The organism is Streptomyces sp. G7(2002) (assembly GCF_028870195.1).
Taxonomy (GTDB): Bacteria; Actinomycetota; Actinomycetes; order Streptomycetales; family Streptomycetaceae; genus Streptomyces; species Streptomyces nigrescens.
In genome coordinates this window covers 3,970,002-3,989,121 of record NZ_CP102609.1, presented here as the reverse complement: position 1 = coordinate 3,989,121, position 19,120 = coordinate 3,970,002, and the positions used below count along the sequence as shown (strand labels likewise).

General features: G+C 66.8%; 9 protein-coding genes and 3 rRNA genes. 6 read left to right on the top strand and 6 right to left on the bottom strand.

All coding sequences use genetic code 11. The annotated features are described in order from the left end of the window. Positions 1 to 706 precede the first annotated feature (706 nt). Positions 707 to 2,974, bottom strand: a complete 2,268-nt coding sequence (locus tag NUT86_RS16465) for a fructose-specific PTS transporter subunit EIIC (protein WP_446750824.1) — start codon at positions 2,972 to 2,974, stop codon at positions 707 to 709. 524 nt (positions 2,975 to 3,498) lie between these two features. Between NUT86_RS16465 and ahcY the strand changes: the two genes are divergently transcribed. Both ahcY and NUT86_RS16455 read left to right on the top strand, forming a co-directional pair. Then, positions 3,499 to 4,956 carry an adenosylhomocysteinase gene (gene ahcY, locus NUT86_RS16460; protein ID WP_018087062.1) on the top strand — a complete coding sequence of 486 codons (1,458 nt, stop codon included), beginning with the start codon at positions 3,499 to 3,501 and terminating at the stop codon, positions 4,954 to 4,956. 171 nt (positions 4,957 to 5,127) lie between these two features. Beyond that, entirely contained in the window at positions 5,128 to 5,742 is a 615-nt protein-coding gene (locus NUT86_RS16455; protein ID WP_018087061.1) for a hypothetical protein, read from the top strand. A 687-nt stretch (positions 5,743 to 6,429) separates the two neighbouring features. Here the strand turns inward: NUT86_RS16455 and NUT86_RS16450 are convergent. After that, positions 6,430 to 7,563: an RDD family protein gene (locus NUT86_RS16450; RefSeq protein WP_274736000.1), complete on the bottom strand. Its 1,134-nt coding sequence runs from the start codon at positions 7,561 to 7,563 to the stop codon at positions 6,430 to 6,432. Positions 7,564 to 7,676: 113 nt separating this feature from the next. Here NUT86_RS16450 and NUT86_RS16445 point away from each other — a divergent pair, with 113 nt between their 5' ends. The 4 genes from NUT86_RS16445 (at position 7,677) to rrf (ending at position 14,564) form a co-directional block, all read left to right on the top strand. Continuing rightward, positions 7,677 to 8,684 carry a stage II sporulation protein M gene (locus NUT86_RS16445; RefSeq protein WP_274735998.1) on the top strand — a complete coding sequence of 336 codons (1,008 nt, stop codon included), beginning with the start codon at positions 7,677 to 7,679 and terminating at the stop codon, positions 8,682 to 8,684. Between the two features lie 741 nt (positions 8,685 to 9,425). Next, a 16S ribosomal RNA gene (locus NUT86_RS16440) occupies positions 9,426 to 10,954 on the top strand. 300 nt (positions 10,955 to 11,254) lie between these two features. Beyond that, positions 11,255 to 14,373, top strand: a 23S ribosomal RNA gene (locus tag NUT86_RS16435). Positions 14,374 to 14,447: 74 nt separating this feature from the next. Beyond that, a 5S ribosomal RNA gene (gene rrf / locus NUT86_RS16430) occupies positions 14,448 to 14,564 on the top strand. The 16S, 23S and 5S rRNA genes sit together here, the layout of an rRNA operon. 370 nt (positions 14,565 to 14,934) lie before the next feature. Here the strand turns inward: rrf and NUT86_RS16425 are convergent. From NUT86_RS16425 to NUT86_RS16410, 4 genes are read right to left on the bottom strand one after another with little or no spacing between them, the layout of a single operon-like run. Next, positions 14,935 to 16,245, bottom strand: coding sequence for a DUF58 domain-containing protein (locus tag NUT86_RS16425; protein WP_274735995.1), 1,311 nt, complete (start codon positions 16,243 to 16,245; stop codon positions 14,935 to 14,937). 9 nt (positions 16,246 to 16,254) lie between these two features. Continuing rightward, positions 16,255 to 17,220, bottom strand: a complete 966-nt coding sequence (locus NUT86_RS16420) for an AAA family ATPase (protein WP_274735994.1) — start codon at positions 17,218 to 17,220, stop codon at positions 16,255 to 16,257. Beyond that, entirely contained in the window at positions 17,201 to 18,430 is a 1,230-nt protein-coding gene (locus NUT86_RS16415; RefSeq protein WP_274735993.1) for a DUF4350 domain-containing protein, read from the bottom strand. Before NUT86_RS16415 ends, NUT86_RS16420 begins: the two co-directional genes overlap by 20 nt. Then, the gene (locus tag NUT86_RS16410; RefSeq protein WP_274735991.1) at positions 18,427 to 19,119 is read right to left on the bottom strand and encodes a DUF4129 domain-containing protein; all 693 of its coding nucleotides are present in this window, start codon (positions 19,117 to 19,119) and stop codon (positions 18,427 to 18,429) included. Before NUT86_RS16410 ends, NUT86_RS16415 begins: the two co-directional genes overlap by 4 nt. Between the last annotated feature and the right edge of the window lies 1 nt (position 19,120).

Below are 19,120 nucleotides of genomic sequence, written 5' to 3'. Positions count from 1 at the left end.
TCAGGAGCGCGGGGGCCTTGCCACGTACGACGCCAATCCTCTTGGCCCACCCCAGCCCGTCGATCACACTGCGAGCCACGGGGATGCTGCCCCGGTCACGGGACTGCCGCCCCGGCCGTGGCAATACCGCCCGGGCTGCGGGAATGCAGCCCGGCTGCGGGAAGACGGCCCCGCCGTGGGAGTCCTCCCTGGCCGTGGGGGTGAGCCTCCGGCCGTGGGAGTCCGGCTCCGGCCGTGGGGGTCGTCCCTGGCCGTGGGGGTCCGCCTCCGGCCGTGGGGGTCGTCCCCGGCCGTGGGGGTCCGCCTCCGGCCGTGGGGGTCGTCCCCGGCCGTGGGGGTCCGCCTCCGGCCGTGGGGGTCGTCCCCGGCCGTGGGGGTCCGCCTCCGGCCATGGGAGCCCGTCCCCGGCCGTGGGAGCCCTCCCCAGCCACGGGAGTCGTCCCCGGCCGTGGGGGTCCGCCTCCGGCCATGGGAGCCCGTCCCCGGCCGTGGGAGCCCTCCCCAGCCACGGGAGTCGTCCCCGGCCGTGGGGGTCCGCCTCCGGCCATGGAAGCCCGCCCCAGCCATGCGAATCCTCCCTGGCCACGGGAGTCGGCCCCCGGCCATCGGAGTCCGTCCCTGGCCATGGGAATACCTCCCCGGCCCCACCACGTTGTGGCTCCGCAGGGGGCCCGCGCCTCCCCTACGGGATGCGTTCGCCCCCGCCCTACTGGATCTCCCCGAGAACGCGCAGAACCGCCGCCTCGTCCTCCGCGCCCTGCAACCGCGCCCGGAAGTCCGCGTCCATCAGCTTCCGCGACAGCAGCGCCAGGATCCGCAGATGCTCATCACCGGCCGCCGCCTCCGGCACCGAGATCAGGAAGACCAGCCTGGCGCGTGTGCCGTCGAGCGAACCCCAGTCGATACCGTCCGCCGACCGTGCGAAGCCGACGACCGGAGCCGTCACCGCGTCCGTCTTGGCGTGCGGAATGGCGATCTCCTCACCGAGCCCGGTCGTGCCCTGCGCTTCACGGGCCAGCGCCACCCGGACCAGCTCGTCGACGTCCGCCACCTTGCCGGTGCCGGCCACCAGCTCGGCCATCTCGCGGATCGCCGCCTCCTTCTCGTCGGCGACGAGCTGCGTCTTGATGGTGCGCTCGGTGAGGTAGCCGGAGAGCACCTCGACGTCGGGAACGTCATCGCGTTCGGTGCCGTCGCTGCTGACATCGTTGCCACCGGTGACCGCGGTGTCAGCGGCCGAGCCATCCGCCTCATGAGCCGAAGCGGAGGCGTGCGCGGGAACGGAACCCGCCCCTGACGTAACGGAACCGGCCACTGCCGGAACGGAACCCTCCGCCGACGTAACGGAACCCGCCGCCGGAGGAACGGACACCGCCTCCGCGGCCGTACGGGACGCCACGCCGCCACCACCAACGGCTCCCGCGCCCACGCCCACGCCGACCCCAGCCACCATCGGCTCCGCACCAGCGGCAGCCGGCGAGCCCCCGGCGGCGACATCAGCACCCGCATCAGCCCCCACATCGGCACCAGCAGCCGCCGGCACCCCGCCGCCCTTCCGCCGCTCCGCCACATCCACCAGCATCACCGTCGTCAGCGCCGTGACCACCGAGCCGGCCACTACGGCGAGGAAGAACGCCGGCACCCCGCCGACCGCGCCCAGCACCGCCACGATCGGCCCGCCGTGCGGCACCGCGTCCGTCACCCCGGTCATCCCCGCGAGGGCGCCGGCCACCGCGCCACCGAGCATGTTCGCCGGTATGACCTGCGCGGGCCGTGCCGCGGCGAACGGAATCGCGCCCTCCGAGATCCCGAAGAGCCCCATGAACAGCGCCGCCATGCCCGTCTCCCGCTCCTGCTCGGAGTACAGGCGGCGACGGACCAGCGTGGCCAGCCCCTGGCCGAGCGGCATCACCGGGATCGCCGCGGCACACATGCCCATCAGGGTCTGGTTGCCGGACGCGATCAGTCCCGCACCGAACAGGAACGCGGTCTTGTTGACCGGACCGCCCATATCGAACGCGATCATGAGACCGAGGAGGGCGCCGAGCAGAATCGCGCTGGACCCGGTCATCCCGCCGAGCCAGCCGGTGAGATGGGTGAACACCCAGGAGATGGGCCGGCCGATCACGTAGATGAAGAACAGCCCGAGCGCCGTCGTCGCCACGATCGGGATCACGATGATCGGCATGATCGGCCGGGCGAACTTGGGAACTTCGACCTTCTTGATCCACTGCACCAGATACCCGGCCAGGAAACCGGTGATGATCGCACCGATGAAGCCCGCACCGGCCTTGGAGTCGTACAGCGAGCCGGTGTTGGCGATCCAGCCGCCGATCATGCCCGGCACCAGCGCGGGCCGGTCGCCGATCGCATACGCGATATAGCCGGACAGGATCGGCACCATCAGCGTGAAGCCGATGACGCCGATGTCATTGACGTGCTTCCAGAACGAACCGTCGGGAATCACCAGGCCGCCGTCGGCCTGCGGATGCCCGCCCAGCGCCAGCGAGATCGCGATCAGCAGCCCGCCGACCACCACGAACGGAATCATGTAGCTGACGCCGTTCATCAGCGCCTTGTACCCGACGCTGCGCTCCTTGCCGCCCCCGGCACCCCCGGAAGCCGGAGCCGCGCCGGCCCCCGTACCGGCCCCGGCCCCTGCATTGGCACCTTCCGCGCCCCCGTACACCGGCGCGCTCCGCACCCGCTCTATCAGCTGCTCGGGGTGGCGAATGCCCTCGGCTACCCCGACCGCCAGGACCCTCTTGCCGACGAACCGACTGCGGTCGACGTCCTTGTCCGCGGCGATGATGACGGCGTCCGCGTCCCTGACATCGTTGTCAGACAGTAGATTCTCAGCCCCGATGGAGCCCTGCGTCTCCACCTTGATCTCGTGCCCGAGGGACCGGGCCGCCTGGGCCAGCTTCTCCGCGGCCATGTACGTGTGGGCGATACCGGTCGGGCAGGCGGTCACTGCGAGCAGCTTCAGCCCTTGCCCGCTCGTCCCCGCGCCCTTGAGGGGCTCAGCTGGACTGGTGGTCACGTGGCTCTCCTTATGAACGTGCGCGCGGTCGTGCAAGTGTTCCGCGCTCCAGGCATCCTGCATGACGGCACAGCGCCCGCAAACCCCTCCGACGCCACGGCCCGCGGCAGCCGGGACGCCGGTCGTCGGCGCACCCGGACCCGGGAATCACGGGCCGTACCCGAGCCCCTGCTTGGCCGGGACCACACCGGACCGGACCCTCCGGGCTGGGGTTCACTGGGCCGATCGGTGTAGATTCGTGACCAGTGCCAGACGTCGCTGCTGATGGCGGTCGGGCGGCCCGCACCGCGGACCGGCCGAGGGAGAGAGGGCCTCCGACGGACTGCGCTGTGGCCAGGGGGAGAGGTGCGTCCGCTTCCGCGTACGCTCGAACTCCCCCAGTGGTAGCTGGGGGGACCCCAGCCCGCGCCGCAGACTGCCCGCCCATCCACCTCGACGCTCGAGGAGCAGCCCGCATGACGACAGCAGCCACCGGCCAGGACTTCAAGGTCGCCGACCTGTCCCTCGCCGCTTTCGGCCGCAAGGAGATCACCCTCGCCGAGCATGAGATGCCCGGTCTGATGGCGATCCGCAAGGAGTACGCCGCCGCCCAGCCGCTGGCCGGTGCCCGCATCACCGGTTCTCTGCACATGACCGTGCAGACCGCGGTCCTGATCGAGACCCTGGCCGCTCTGGGCGCCGAGGTCCGCTGGGCGTCCTGCAACATCTTCTCCACGCAGGACCACGCCGCCGCGGCCATCGCGGTGGGCCCGAACGGCACGCCCGACGCGCCGCAGGGCATCCCGGTCTTCGCCTGGAAGGGCGAGTCCCTGGAGGAGTACTGGTGGTGCACGGAGCAGGCGCTGACCTGGCCCAACTCGCCCACCGGCGGCCCGAACATGATCCTCGACGACGGTGGCGACGCCACCCTCCTGGTCCACAAGGGCGTCGAGTACGAGAAGGCCGGCAAGGTCCCCGCGATCGAGACCGCGGAGAGCGATGAGCACCGCGCGGTCCTGGAGCTCCTGACCCGCACGCTGGCGGAGTCCCCGCAGAAGTGGACGAACCTGTCCTCCGAGATCCGCGGTGTGACCGAGGAGACCACCACCGGCGTGCACCGTCTCTACGAGATGCACCGCGACGGTGACCTGCTCTTCCCGGCGATCAACGTGAACGACGCCGTCACCAAGTCGAAGTTCGACAACAAGTACGGCTGCCGCCACTCCCTGATCGACGGCATCAACCGCGCCACCGACGTCCTCATCGGCGGCAAGACCGCCGTGGTCTGCGGCTACGGCGACGTCGGCAAGGGCTGTGCGGAGTCGCTGCGCGGCCAGGGCGCCCGGGTCATCATCACCGAGATCGACCCGATCTGCGCGCTGCAGGCGGCGATGGACGGCTACCAGGTCACCACCCTGGAAGAGGTCGTCGAGACCGCCGACATCTTCGTCACCACGACGGGCAACAAGGACATCATCATGGCGTCGCACATGGCGCGGATGAAGCACCAGGCGATCGTCGGCAACATCGGTCACTTCGACAACGAGATCGACATGGCCGGTCTCGCGAAGATCGATGGCATCGTCAAGGACGAGGTCAAGCCGCAGGTGCACACCTGGACCCACCCGGACGGCAAGGTCCTGATCGTGCTGTCCGAGGGCCGCCTGCTCAACCTGGGCAACGCCACCGGTCACCCCTCCTTCGTGATGTCCAACTCGTTCGCGGACCAGACGCTGGCCCAGATCGAGCTGTTCACCAAGCCCGAGGAGTACCCGACCGACGTCTACGTGCTGCCCAAGCACCTCGACGAGAAGGTCGCCCGGCTCCACCTCGACGCGCTCGGCGTCAAGCTCACCGAGCTGCGTCCCGAGCAGGCCGCCTACATCGGCGTCCAGGTCGAGGGCCCGTACAAGCCCGACCACTACCGCTACTGATCCAGCGGCGATCACCGGCCGGTCAGCCCGCCTGACCAGCTGGTGCGCGCCCACAGCAGCCGGTGACACCAGGCCCTCGCCCTCCATGGCGGGGGCCTGGCCCATAAGGTCCCCATACAGACCCGCCCTCCCCGACTCACCGGCCCGTCGCCGGCCGAAGGACTGCACCTCATGCCCCGCGGCCACTACTCCCTCCACGACCCGCACGATCACACCCCCCTGGGTGAAGAGCACTTCCACTGCGCCACCGGCCCCTCCGGCTGGCGCTATGTCTCCCAGATCGTCAACCCCTCCGGCGACCACATCGGCTCCGTCGACCTCACCCTCGACGAACTCGGCCGCCCCATCCGCCTCGAACTGCACGCCTCCGCCTGGCAGGTCCGCGGCGCCGCCCTGGAAGGCGTGACCTGGGTACGCACCGACCCGACCGGTGAACACGCCACCGAAGGCAACGTCCCGGCCCACGCCTTCACCGGCGCGTCCCCCGCGTTCCTCATCGCCACCGCCCGCTTGCTGCGCCCCGCCCTCGGCGCCGGCGCCGTCCGCACCCGCCTCGTCGCCTTCACACCCCCCGTCCTCGCCCCCCGCACGCTCGACCAGTCCTGGGCCCTGCTGAAAAGCACACCACACGCCACTGACAACGCCCCGCTCATCGCGGACGAATACCAGGTCAACGACCTGGAAACCGGCGAACAGCACACCGTCCACATCGCGGGCGACGTGGTCCTCTCCGCCCCCGGCATCGAACTCGAATCCCTCGAATCCCCACCGTCGACCTTCCCCTGACCCACCCGCTCCGCCGGTCTCACCTCGCACTCGCAGCGCCGAGACCGCCCACCCTCTTGGCGGCTGGCCCCGACTCACGGCACGCAGCGGCGAATACCGGGGGATCCCGCCGCCCCCGGCCGCCCATCACGACACCCGGCAGCCGGCTGCGGGCACGACCCGGCCACCTCGAGCCCGTACGTACGCAACCGCCGCCCAGCGCCTGAACCGGATCAGCTCACCGGCCTCCACCGGGCGCCAGTCCGGACGTGCCGCACTCCTGGAACCCGCAGGCGTCGGCACCGCCTCACACCCGACGCATCGCCCCGCTGCCGGGCCCCCAACTGCCGCCTGTCAGATGCGGCCACGGCCAGCGCGGCTGCCGAATACAGACACGCTCAACCCGGCGGCCTACTCTCGCTGCAATTACTGCCACAGGCTTCCGCGGAGGTCCCACGACGGCCACACCACCCGGTGGGGCGCCCGCTCCCGTCCCGCCTCGCCGCATCCAGCTGCACTGACGCCTGCGCGCTGCGCCCTCACCGCACGCCACGGGGGCCAGGACACCGTCCTCCCCGCCGACCTCATCGCCCCCCGAGGCCAGGACACCGTCCCCTTCGCGCTCACCGCCAACACGGGGCGAAGTCGGATGGACCCGCCGCCCCGAGCCCAGCACACCCCGCCCTGTCCCGCCCGTCACCGGCCTCCTCACACCGGCGGCGCAAACCCCGTACGCGGCGGCCGCCCTCCTCCGCCGCCCCCCTGATCACCCGCACGCTCCCGCACCGGCGTCCCCGTAGGCGCGGCACCGTCACCACGCATCACCCCGTCACTGGCCACAGCCTCAGGAGCCCCCGCTACCACTCCACCCCCAGGCAAAGCCCACGCCCCGCCCGCCACCGACGCCACATCCCCGTCCCCACCCCCGGACGGCACGGCTTCCCCCGCCCTCTCCATGGGCCCGACCGACGACCACGACTCACCGGCCCGAGCCTCGCCACCCCCAGCACCAGGCCACCCACCGGGAGCACCCTCTCCCCACCCCACAGACGCCGCCCCGGCAACCGCCGCCGACGGCCCGGCGGCCCCCGACGCCCCGAACGCCCGCTGCGACTCCCGCGCCTGCCGTTCCCCGGCCACCGCCGCCAGATACGCGGCCGGATGCACCCCCGCGGGCCCCGGAACCCCGGTGAACCCCCGCAAGTCCTCCGCCAGCCGCCCCGCCATCGCCCCGCCGACCTGTGGATCCAGCTGTCCCATCCGCGCCAGGTACTGCCGCACCGTCAGCCACCACGCATCAGGTACCCGCGAAAGGTCCAGCGCCCCGACCTCCGCAACCAACCACGGAGGCGGTGCCGGCAGCGCCGTCCCGGTCTCCGCCACGGGCATCCGCTCCCGTATGACCAGCGTTCCGGCGAACACATCACCCACCCGACGCCCTCGCGCCGACACCAACGACGCGATGGCCGCCACCACCCCCATCGTCATCACGATCTCGATGGCGCCCATCGCCCCGCGCACCAACGCATGCCGGAAACGGATCGGTCCGCCGTCCTCCCGTACGACCCGCAGTCCGCAGATCACCTTTCCCAGCGACCGGCCCTGGCTCAGCGTCTCGACGACGATCGGGATCCCGACCTGCACCAGCACGAACGACGCCACCGACACGGCCGCCACCGCCGCACTGTCCATCGACGAGGTCGCGCTCACCAGCATCAGCGAGATGCCGATGTAGATCACCCAGGCCACGGCCACATCGACCGCCACCGCCAGCCCCCGGCTCGGCAGCCTGGCCGGCCGCAGCCCGAGCACCACCGCTTCACCCGTGACGAGTTCCTTCACGCCGCGCCCCACTCCCTCTCGATCCCCGAAGTCCCGCCCACCCCACGCGGGACACGGCCAGTCTGCCAAGCTGACCCGGCACTCACCCACGGCGCTGCGAGGAGCGACACCCTATGGACCTCGATGTCTTCGTCACGGCCCACGGCGCCGCATGGGACCGCCTCGAAACACTGCTGCGCCGCAAACGCCACCTCACAGGAGCCGAGGCCGACGAACTGGTCGCCCTCTACCAACGCACCACCACCCACCTCTCCCTCCTCCTCTCCAGCGCCCCCGACCCCGCGCTGACCAGCCGCCTCACGTCCCTCGTGGCCCGCGCCCGCAGTACGGTCACCGGTGCCCGCAAGGCCTCCTGGCGCGACACCGCCCGCTTCTTCACCACGGCCTTCCCGGCAGCCGTCTACCGTCTGCGCCACTGGTGGATCCCCACCGCGATCCTCTCCACCGCGGTCGCCGCCCTCATCGGCTGGTGGATAGCCGCACACCCCGAGGTTCAGGCAGCCATCGGCGCTCCCGAGGACCTCCGCGACATGACCCGCCCCGGTGGCCAGTACGAGACCTACTACTCCAGCCACCCCGCCGCCTCCTTCGCCGCCCAGGTATGGACGAACAACGCCCAGGCCGTCGCCCTGTGTCTCGTCCTCGGCGCCTTCGCCGGCCTCCCCGTTCTGTGGATCCTCTTCCAGAACATGCTCAACCTGGGCGTCGGCATCGGCCTGATGTCCTCGGCGGGCCGCCTCGACACCTTCCTCGGCCTGATCCTTCCGCACGGCCTCCTCGAACTGACCGCCGTCTTCGTCGCCGCCGGCATCGGCCTCCGCCTGGGCTGGACCCTCATCGACCCAGGCCCGCGCACCCGCCGTACGGCCCTAGCCGAGGAAGGCCGCTCCGCCCTCGGAGTCGCCATCGGACTCGCCGCCGTCCTCTTCATATCCGGCGCCCTAGAAGGCTTCGTCACCCCTTCAGACCTCCCCACCTGGGCCCGCATCGGCATCGGCATAGCCGCCGAACTGGCCTTCCTCCTGTACGTCCACGTCCTGGGCGGCCGCGCCGTACGCGCCGGAGCCACCGGCGACGTCGACCTCTCCGACCGCGAAGCCGCGCTGCCGACCGCCGCGTGATGTGCATCGAGCCCTGCTGACCTGCTAATCTCCTCTTCTCCCCAGAAACCCGTTGACACGGGCGGCAGGGGGAGGTAGATTCGAACGGTTGCAGCGAACTGGACAAGTTCATCCGCAACGGTTAGTCTCTTCTCCGCTTCGGCCGGAATTTTCATTCGGCGAGGCGCAACCGACCACTTACCGGAAGCCCCGGCCGAATCAATTCGGCGGAATCTCTTCTGATAAAGTCGGAAAAGCCAAAAGGCAAACCCCTCCGACGGGGATTCGGAAACGAATTCGGACCGGCAACGGACCGAAACGGATCTGATAGAGTCGGAAAGGCCGAAAAGCGAAAGCGAAGCGGCCGACCCCGCTCCAACAGGGGGCCAGAGACGGAAACGGCTCTGGTACGGTTGGAAACGCGAAGAAGCCGAAAGGCGGAAACGCACCGGCGAAAATCGGGCCCGCAAGGATCTGATAGAGTCGGAAACGCAAGACCGAAGGGAAGCGCCCGGAGAGCCTGATGAAACAGGCACAAAGGAAGCGTCCGTTCCTTGAGAACTCAACAGCGTGCCAAAAGTCAACGCCAGATATGTTGATACCCCGTCCACCGGAAACACTCCGGAGGATGAGGTTCCTTTGAAAGCCCACCACGGCCCATGCGGTCGGGGTGGCACACACAGCGAGGACGCTGTGAACGAGAGGGCTTATTCCGCCCACTCGTTCCGCTCTCGTGTGTGTTGACCCGATTACGGGTAAACATTCACGGAGAGTTTGATCCTGGCTCAGGACGAACGCTGGCGGCGTGCTTAACACATGCAAGTCGAACGATGAACCTCCTTCGGGAGGGGATTAGTGGCGAACGGGTGAGTAACACGTGGGCAATCTGCCCTTCACTCTGGGACAAGCCCTGGAAACGGGGTCTAATACCGGATACGACTACCGACCGCATGGTCTGGTGGTGGAAAGCTCCGGCGGTGAAGGATGAGCCCGCGGCCTATCAGCTTGTTGGTGGGGTGATGGCCTACCAAGGCGACGACGGGTAGCCGGCCTGAGAGGGCGACCGGCCACACTGGGACTGAGACACGGCCCAGACTCCTACGGGAGGCAGCAGTGGGGAATATTGCACAATGGGCGAAAGCCTGATGCAGCGACGCCGCGTGAGGGATGACGGCCTTCGGGTTGTAAACCTCTTTCAGCAGGGAAGAAGCGAAAGTGACGGTACCTGCAGAAGAAGCGCCGGCTAACTACGTGCCAGCAGCCGCGGTAATACGTAGGGCGCAAGCGTTGTCCGGAATTATTGGGCGTAAAGAGCTCGTAGGCGGCTTGTCACGTCGGATGTGAAAGCCCGGGGCTTAACCCCGGGTCTGCATTCGATACGGGCAGGCTAGAGTTCGGTAGGGGAGATCGGAATTCCTGGTGTAGCGGTGAAATGCGCAGATATCAGGAGGAACACCGGTGGCGAAGGCGGATCTCTGGGCCGATACTGACGCTGAGGAGCGAAAGCGTGGGGAGCGAACAGGATTAGATACCCTGGTAGTCCACGCCGTAAACGTTGGGAACTAGGTGTGGGCGACATTCCACGTCGTCCGTGCCGCAGCTAACGCATTAAGTTCCCCGCCTGGGGAGTACGGCCGCAAGGCTAAAACTCAAAGGAATTGACGGGGGCCCGCACAAGCAGCGGAGCATGTGGCTTAATTCGACGCAACGCGAAGAACCTTACCAAGGCTTGACATACACCGGAAAACCCTGGAGACAGGGTCCCCCTTGTGGTCGGTGTACAGGTGGTGCATGGCTGTCGTCAGCTCGTGTCGTGAGATGTTGGGTTAAGTCCCGCAACGAGCGCAACCCTTGTTCTGTGTTGCCAGCATGCCCTTCGGGGTGATGGGGACTCACAGGAGACTGCCGGGGTCAACTCGGAGGAAGGTGGGGACGACGTCAAGTCATCATGCCCCTTATGTCTTGGGCTGCACACGTGCTACAATGGCCGGTACAATGAGCTGCGATACCGCGAGGTGGAGCGAATCTCAAAAAGCCGGTCTCAGTTCGGATTGGGGTCTGCAACTCGACCCCATGAAGTCGGAGTTGCTAGTAATCGCAGATCAGCATTGCTGCGGTGAATACGTTCCCGGGCCTTGTACACACCGCCCGTCACGTCACGAAAGTCGGTAACACCCGAAGCCGGTGGCCCAACCCCTTGTGGGAGGGAATCGTCGAAGGTGGGACTGGCGATTGGGACGAAGTCGTAACAAGGTAGCCGTACCGGAAGGTGCGGCTGGATCACCTCCTTTCTAAGGAGCATCTAGATCTCGCAAGAGATCCAGAGCCACTACGTCGGCAAATGTTCGACGGTGGTTAGCTCATGGGTGGAACGTTGACTATTCGGCGCACTTGATTGGTTGTCACTAGTACTGCTTCGGCGTGGAACGTGGGGATTGATGGAGTGGGCCGGGCGCGCTGTTGGGTATCTGAGGGTACGGACTGTGAGTCTGGACCTTCGCGATGCCGGCCCCAGTGAACTCAGCCTTCGGGTTGGGGTGGTGGGTGGCTGGTCGTTGCTTGAGAACTGCACAGTGGACGCGAGCATCTGTGGCCAAGTTTTTAAGGGCGCACGGTGGATGCCTTGGCACCAGGAACCGATGAAGGACGTGGGAGGCCACGATAGGCCCCGGGGAGCTGTCAACCGAGCTTTGATCCGGGGGTGTCCGAATGGGGAAACCCGGCAGTCGTCATGGGCTGTCACCCGCTGCTGAACACATAGGCAGTGTGGAGGGAACGCGGGGAAGTGAAACATCTCAGTACCCGCAGGAAGAGAAAACAACCGTGATTCCGGGAGTAGTGGCGAGCGAAACCGGATGAGGCCAAACCAGTCACGTGTGATACCCGGCAGGGGTTGCGTGGTTGGGGTTGTGGGAGTTCTCTTTTGCAGTCTGCCGGCTGTGAGGCAAGTCAGAAACCGTTGGTGTAGGCGAAGGACATGCGAAAGGTCCGGCGTAGAGGGTAAGACCCCCGTAGCTGAAACATCAACGGCTTGCTTGAGAACCACCCAAGTAGCACGGGGCCCGAGAAATCCCGTGTGAATCTGGCGGGACCACCCGTTAAGCCTAAATATTCCCTGGTGACCGATAGCGGATAGTACCGTGAGGGAATGGTGAAAAGTACCGCGGGAGCGGAGTGAAATAGTACCTGAAACCGTGTGCCTACAAGCCGTGGGAGCGTCGCGCAGAGACTTGTCTCTGCGTCGTGACTGCGTGCCTTTTGAAGAATGAGCCTGCGAGTTTGCGGTATGTTGCGAGGTTAACCCGTGTGGGGAAGCCGTAGCGAAAGCGAGTCCGAATAGGGCGTTGAGTAGCGTGCCCAAGACCCGAAGCGGAGTGATCTAGCCATGGGCAGGTTGAAGCGGAGGTAAGACTTCGTGGAGGACCGAACCCACCAGGGTTGAAAACCTGGGGGATGACCTGTGGTTAGGGGTGAAAGGCCAATCAAACTCCGTGATAGCTGGTTCTCCCCGAAATGCATTTAGGTGCAGCGTCGTGTGTTTCTTGCCGGAGGTAGAGCACTGGATAGGCGATGGGCCCTACCGGGTTACTGACCTTAGCCAAACTCCGAATGCCGGTAAGTGAGAGCGCGGCAGTGAGACTGTGGGGGATAAGCTCCATGGTCGAGAGGGAAACAGCCCAGAGCATCGACTAAGGCCCCTAAGCGTGTGCTAAGTGGGAAAGGATGTGGAGTCGCAGAGACAACCAGGAGGTTGGCTTAGAAGCAGCCATCCTTGAAAGAGTGCGTAATAGCTCACTGGTCAAGTGATTCCGCGCCGACAATGTAGCGGGGCTCAAGCACACCGCCGAAGTCGTGTCATTGCAGTAATACTCTAACGGAGGCTGTGATGGGTAGGGGAGCGTCGTGTGCCGGGTGAAGCAGCCGTGGAAACGAGTTGTGGACGGTTCACGAGTGAGAATGCAGGCATGAGTAGCGATACACACGTGGGAAACGTGTGCGCCGATTGACTAAGGGTTCCTGGGTCAAGCTGATCTGCCCAGGGTAAGTCGGGACCTAAGGCGAGGCCGACAGGCGTAGTCGATGGACAACCGGTTGATATTCCGGTACCCGCTTTGAAACGCCCAATATCGAATCCATTAATGCTAAGGCCGTGAAGCCGGCCTGGAGTCTTCGGACAAAGGGACGTGGTGGAGCCGCCGATCCAAGGTGGTAGTAGGTAAGCGATGGGGTGACGCAGGAAGGTAGTCCAGCCCGGGCGGTGGTTGTCCCGGGGTAAGGGTGTAGCCCGTCATCTAGGCAAATCCGGATGACTTGAGGGTGAGACCTGATGCCGAGCCGATTGTGGTGAAGTGGATGATCCTATGCTGTCGAGAAAAGCCTCTAGCGAGTTTCATGGCGGCCCGTACCCTAAACCGACTCAGGTGGTCAGGTAGAGAATACCGAGGCGTTCGGGTGAACTATGGTTAAGGAACTCGGCAAAATGCCCCCGTAACTTCGGGAGAAGGGGGGCCATTGCTGGTGATGAGTCTTGCACTCTGAGCTGGTGGTGGCCGCAGAGACCAGCGAGAAGCGACTGTTTACTAAAAACACAGGTCCGTGCGAAGCCGTAAGGCGATGTATACGGACTGACGCCTGCCCGGTGCTGGAACGTTAAGGGGACCGGTTAGTCAACTTTCGGGTTGGCGAAGCTGAGAACTTAAGCGCCAGTAAACGGCGGTGGTAACTATAACCATCCTAAGGTAGCGAAATTCCTTGTCGGGTAAGTTCCGACCTGCACGAATGGCGTAACGACTTCTCGACTGTCTCAACCATAGGCCCGGTGAAATTGCATTACGAGTAAAGATGCTCGTTTCGCGCAGCAGGACGGAAAGACCCCGGGACCTTTACTATAGCTTGATATTGGTGTTCGGTTCGGCTTGTGTAGGATAGGTGGGAGACTTTGAAGCGGCCACGCCAGTGGTTGTGGAGTCATTGTTGAAATACCACTCTGGTCGTGCTGGATGTCTAACCTGGGTCCGTGATCCGGATCAGGGACAGTGTCTGGTGGGTAGTTTAACTGGGGCGGTTGCCTCCTAAAGAGTAACGGAGGCGCCCAAAGGTTCCCTCAGCCTGGTTGGCAATCAGGTGTTGAGTGTAAGTGCACAAGGGAGCTTGACTGTGAGACTGACGGGTCGAGCAGGTACGAAAGTAGGGACTAGTGATCCGGCGGTGGCTTGTGGAAGCGCCGTCGCTCAACGGATAAAAGGTACCCCGGGGATAACAGGCTGATCTTCCCCAAGAGTCCATATCGACGGGATGGTTTGGCACCTCGATGTCGGCTCGTCGCATCCTGGGGCTGGAGTCGGTCCCAAGGGTTGGGCTGTTCGCCCATTAAAGCGGTACGCGAGCTGGGTTTAGAACGTCGTGAGACAGTTCGGTCCCTATCCGCTGTGCGCGTAGGAGTCTTGAGAAGGGCTGTCCCTAGTACGAGAGGACCGGGACGGACGAACCTCTGGTGTGCCAGTTGTCCTGCCAAGGGCATGGCTGGTTGGCTACGTTCGGAAAGGATAACCGCTGAAAGCATCTAAGCGGGAAGCCTGCTTCGAGATGAGGACTCCCACCCCCTTTGAGGGGTTAAGGCTCCCAGTAGACGACTGGGTTGATAGGCCAGATATGGAAGCCCGGTAACGGGTGGAGTTGACTGGTACTAATAGGCCGAGGGCTTGTCCTCAGTTGCTCGCGTCCACTGTGTAGGTTCTGAAGTAACGACCTGTGATTGTGCCGGGTTGGTTAACTTCATAGTGTTTCGGTGGTCATTGCGTTAGGGAAACGCCCGGTTACATTCCGAACCCGGAAGCTAAGCCTTTCAGCGCCGATGGTACTGCAGGGGGGACCCTGTGGGAGAGTAGGACGCCGCCGAACAAATTTTGATAATGCCTCGTTCTCCGAGTTTCGACTCGGGGAACGAGGCATTTTTGCGTTGTGGGAGGAATGGGGAAGCCCTCCGGTCGAAGGGCCGGCACCGAGGCGGAGGTGCCTTGTGGGTTGCTTGTGGGTTGGGCTGACCTGGCTTGGTACGTGGAAGAGTGCCGGGCGAGCCTAGCGGGAGCCTTTACCGGTGGCCTTGCTTTCCCTCACGGGTGTGCTTGCCAGCGTCTGCACGGGGCTTTGAGGTGTTGGAGGCCCCATTAGCGTCGTCTCCCCAGCCGTGTGAGGACCTCCCTTGTATGCCACGTGTCCGCGGAGGTGTCTGCAGGCGCTGGCTGGGTGAGGGGTGAGGACGCAGGCGGTTTTACAGGCGACCAGCGGACTTGAGGGTGAGGTAGGCGTCGGCCAGGTCGGGGGCCAGGCGGGCAGGGGTGGAGTCGATGACGGTGATGCCGTGGTGGCGGAGGCGGTCTGCGGTGCGGCGGCGGGCGGCGCGGGTCTGTTCCGCGGCGGCGGCTGCGTAGACGGCCTGGGGCGTGTGGCGGCCGGCGGCCATTTCCTCGATGCGGGGGTCGGCCACGGCCGCGACGATGAGCTCGTTGCGTTGGGTGAGGCCAGGGAGGACGGGCAGGAGGGCTTCCTCCACGGGGGCCGCGTCCAGGCCGGTGAAGAGGACGATCAGGGACCGGCGCGGGGTGCGGCGGTGGATGGTGGCGGCCAGGCCGCGGGCGTCCGCTTCGACCAATTGGGATTCGAGGGGGGTCAGGGCTTCGGTCAGAGCTGGGAGGAGATCGCGGGCTGTGCGGCCTTGGACTGAGGCTCGTACGCGGCGGTCGTAGGCGAGCAGATCCACACGGTCACCGGCGCGGGCGGCAAGGGCGCCGAGCAGCAGGGCGGCGTCCATGGAGGCGTCGAGGCGGGGGATGTCGCCGACACGGCCGGCCGAGGTACGGCCGGTCTCCAGGACGAGCAGGATGCGGCGGTCGCGTTCTGGGCGCCAGGTGCGGACTGCGAGGTTCTGCCGGCGGGCGGTGGCGCGCCAGTCGATGGAGCGGGTGTCGTCACCGGGGGTGTAGTCGCGGAGGCTGTCGAACTCCGTGCCCTCGCCGCGGGTCAGGATGCTGGTGCGGCCGTCGAGTTCGCGGAGCCGGGCGAGCTTGGCGGGCAGGTGTTTGCGGCTGGTGAAGGGCGGAAGGACGCGTAGCGTCCATGGGACGTGATGGCTTCCTTGCCGGGCTGCCAGGCCGAGCGGGCCGTAGGAGCGCACGGTGACGCGGACCGCGTGGTGGTCACCGCGGCGGGTGGGGTGGAGCGTGGTGGTGAGGCGGCGGCGTTCGGCGGCCGGGACGCGCACGGTGTGGCGGGATGCGGGGATGTCCGAACCGGGCTGGAAGGTGCTCGGAGGCCAGGCGTCACGGATCTGGGCGCGCAGGGTGCGGCGGCTCGGATTGGTGAGGGTGAGGTGCGTGTGGGCTTCGCCTGTTAGTCGAACGGTTGTATCACCGGTTCGGGTGAAATGGAGCTTTCGCACTGGCGCGGCGAGTGCGAGGTCGCACAAAATTGCTATCAGCAGGGCGAGTTGAACGGCGAGGATGCCGAGCCAGCTGGGCAGCACGAAGCCGACGAAGACGGCTCCGGATGCGGAGATGAGGGCGGTGCGTCCGGTGAGGGCCACGGTGTCGTCTCAGCGGGGGACGGGGAGATGAGCGAGTACGGCGTTGATCACGGAGTCTGCGGTGACTCCCTCCATCTCCGCTTCGGGGCGGAGCTGGACACGATGTCGGAGCGTAGGAAGAGCAAGGGCCTTGACGTCGTCGGGGGTGACATAGTCGCGGCCGGTGAGCCAGGCCCAGGCTCGTGACGTGGAGAGCAGAGCGGTGGCGCCTCGGGGGGAGACGCCGAGAGAGAGCGAGGGGGATTCGCGGGTGGCACGGCAGATATCGACGATATAGCCGGTGACTTCGGGGGAGACGGCGGTCTTGGCGACCGCGGCTCGCGCAGCGTCGAGGTCAGCGGTGGAGGCGACAGGGCGCAGCCCTGCGGCACTGAGGTCGTGGGGGCTGAAGCCGGCCGCGTGCCGGGTGAGGATGTCTATCTCATCGTGGCGGGCGGGGAGCGGCACCGTCAGCTTCAGCAGGAACCGGTCGAGCTGGGCCTCGGGGAGCGGGTAAGTGCCCTCGTACTCCACGGGGTTCTGTGTGGCGGCTACCAGGAACGGCTCGGGGAGGGGACGAGCTGTGCCGTCGACGGTCACCTGACGCTCTTCCATCGCTTCGAGCAGCGACGCCTGGGTTTTGGGTGGCGTGCGGTTGATCTCGTCGGCGAGCAGGAGGTTGGTGAAGACGGGGCCCGGCTGGAAGGAGAACTCGGCGCTGCGGGCGTCGTAGACCAGCGAGCCGGTGACATCGCTCGGCATCAGGTCAGGGGTGAACTGGACGCGCTTGGTGTCGAGTTCGAGAGCGGCCGACAGGGCGCGAACGAGCAGGGTTTTGGCGACGCCGGGGGCGCCTTCGAGGAGCACATGACCGCGACAGAGCAGTGCGACGACCAAGCCGGTGACGGCGGGGTCCTGGCCTACAACGGCCTTGGCTATCTCGGTGCGCAGGTCCTCCAGGGAGGCTCGGGCGCTGTCAGCGGTCGGGGTGCTCACGGGGGGCGTGCCTCTCTTGGGAAACGATCGAGGATTCGAGTTCGTCGAGTTGGTCGGCCAGGTGGACCAAGGCCTTGTCGTCCGCGGGGGCCGGGCCGAAGAGCAGGACACGGAGGCCTGCATCGACGCCGGGGGCGGTGGTCAAGTGGGCGTGAAGGGCCGGGAGAAGGATGTCGGGGGTGTGGGCGTGGGCCGGGGATACGCCGATGAGGGGGGCGAGTCGTGTGCGGGTCGCGGAGCGCAGCACGGAGGAAGCACGGTCGCGGGCGTTGGCCTGCTCGTACAGGCGGGCGTGCCCCTCGGTGGTTTCGGCGGCCGGGACGGTGACAGGGAGCTTTTCCGGCACCAGTGGGCCGAGGCGACGGGCGCGCCACAGGGCCGCGAGGGCGGCGGCAAAGGTGAGTTGGAGCAGGGCCCAGTACCAGCCGGAAGGGACGAGATCGAGGAAGCCGCGCTGGTCGTCCTGAGCGGAGGACGGGTCGCTCATGGAGGGGAGGTACCAGACCAGATGCTTGTGCGTACCGAGGAGTTGAAGGGCCAGCGAGGCGTTGCCGTGCTCGGCGAGGTGGTGGTTGTAGAGGAAATCGGGGGAGCCGAGGAGCACGGTGTCGCGGCCGGTGCGGGGGGCCGGCAGGCGCAGCAGGGTGGGACGGTCGCCGCTGAGGTAGCAACGATCGGTTCCGCTGGCGGAAGTTGTGTAACTGAGGCCGCCCAGGAGGGCGTTCCCGGCGCGTCGGGCCTCCGGAAGGGAACAGGCGGGCCTGCGGGCCGAGATGTCGGCCGGGGAATCCGTCCCGACGCCGGGGGCGAAGGTTTCGAGGGCCGAGGAGTCGGGGGCAAGGAGGACAGTGCGGCCGGGAGTGTGGGCGGTCGCGGTGTGCAGGCCCGTCAGCTGATCTTGCGTCAGCATCTCGGGGTTGGTGACGAGGAGTGTGGTGTGCGGCCCGGCCGCGGCGGCGGCTTCCTCGGAGGTGGTCACGACCTGGGTGGAGACGTCGTGAGAGGCCAGGAGTTGGGCGATGGCCCGGCTTCCGGTCCGGTCGTAGGACCGGGGGTCGAGCCGCCCGTGCTGTTCGCCGGACTGCAGAGCCGCGATCGCCACACCGCTGATGACGAGCAGGAGGAGCGCGAGCAGCGGTCCGCGGGACCGGTTCCACAGGCTGCGAACGGTGGGAGGGAGTGCGGAGGTGTCCGGGGCGGCCGTGGTCATCCGCGGCTCCTGGTCGGGGTCGTGGCCAGGTCGGGCTTGGCGTGTTGCAGGTCGGTGTCGAGGCCGGTCACGAGGGTGTACGCCTGTTCCGTGCCGGGGCGGCCGCCGTATGTGACGTCGTCGAAGGTGCGTGCCGCGGTACGCAGCCGGTCGGCGTACGCGGGGAGTGCCCAACCCGCTTCGGTGGCCGCCTCATCGGCGGTGCGGCCGGGGCCAGGGGTGAGCAGTGTCCGTTCCTCGAGGGCGAGGACGACCGCGCGCATGCGGTCTTGGATCGCCTGGTTCCAGCGGCCCTCTACGGCGTGCCGGTCGGCGGCGGCGCGGTGTTCGGCGGCGGTGCGGGGGGTGTCGGAGAAGAGCGCACCGCTCGTGGTCGGAGTGCGGCGCACCGCGCCGAGCCGCAGCCGGAGTGCGACCACGAGCAGCAGGACGAATGCGGCGATGGCGAGAAGCCCGATCCAGCCACCCGGTGTGGCGCCCGCGGCCGCGTGGAAGAGGTCGTTGACGCGTTCCCAGAGCCAATCGAGGGCACGCTGGATCGGGTTGGGGTCGTGCTGGTGGTACCGAGGGTCGGACAGTTCGCGCTCGGCCGCCTCTTGGGCGGGGACGCGTGGAGTCCGCACCGGTATGTCGTCGTCGGGGCGCGCGATGAGTCGTATGAGCGCGGCCCCGTTCCCCCCTGTGGTCACC

Excerpts from the sequence above, each read along its gene's own strand:
- NUT86_RS16455 (WP_018087061.1), top strand. The coding sequence starts at position 5,128 with ATGCCCCGCGGCCACTACTCCCTCCACGACCCGCACGATCACACCCCC.
- ahcY (WP_018087062.1), top strand. The coding sequence starts at position 3,499 with ATGACGACAGCAGCCACCGGCCAGGACTTCAAGGTCGCCGACCTGTCC.
- NUT86_RS16445 (WP_274735998.1), top strand. The coding sequence starts at position 7,677 with ATGGACCTCGATGTCTTCGTCACGGCCCACGGCGCCGCATGGGACCGC.
- NUT86_RS16415 (WP_274735993.1), bottom strand. The coding sequence starts at position 18,430 with ATGACCACGGCCGCCCCGGACACCTCCGCACTCCCTCCCACCGTTCGC.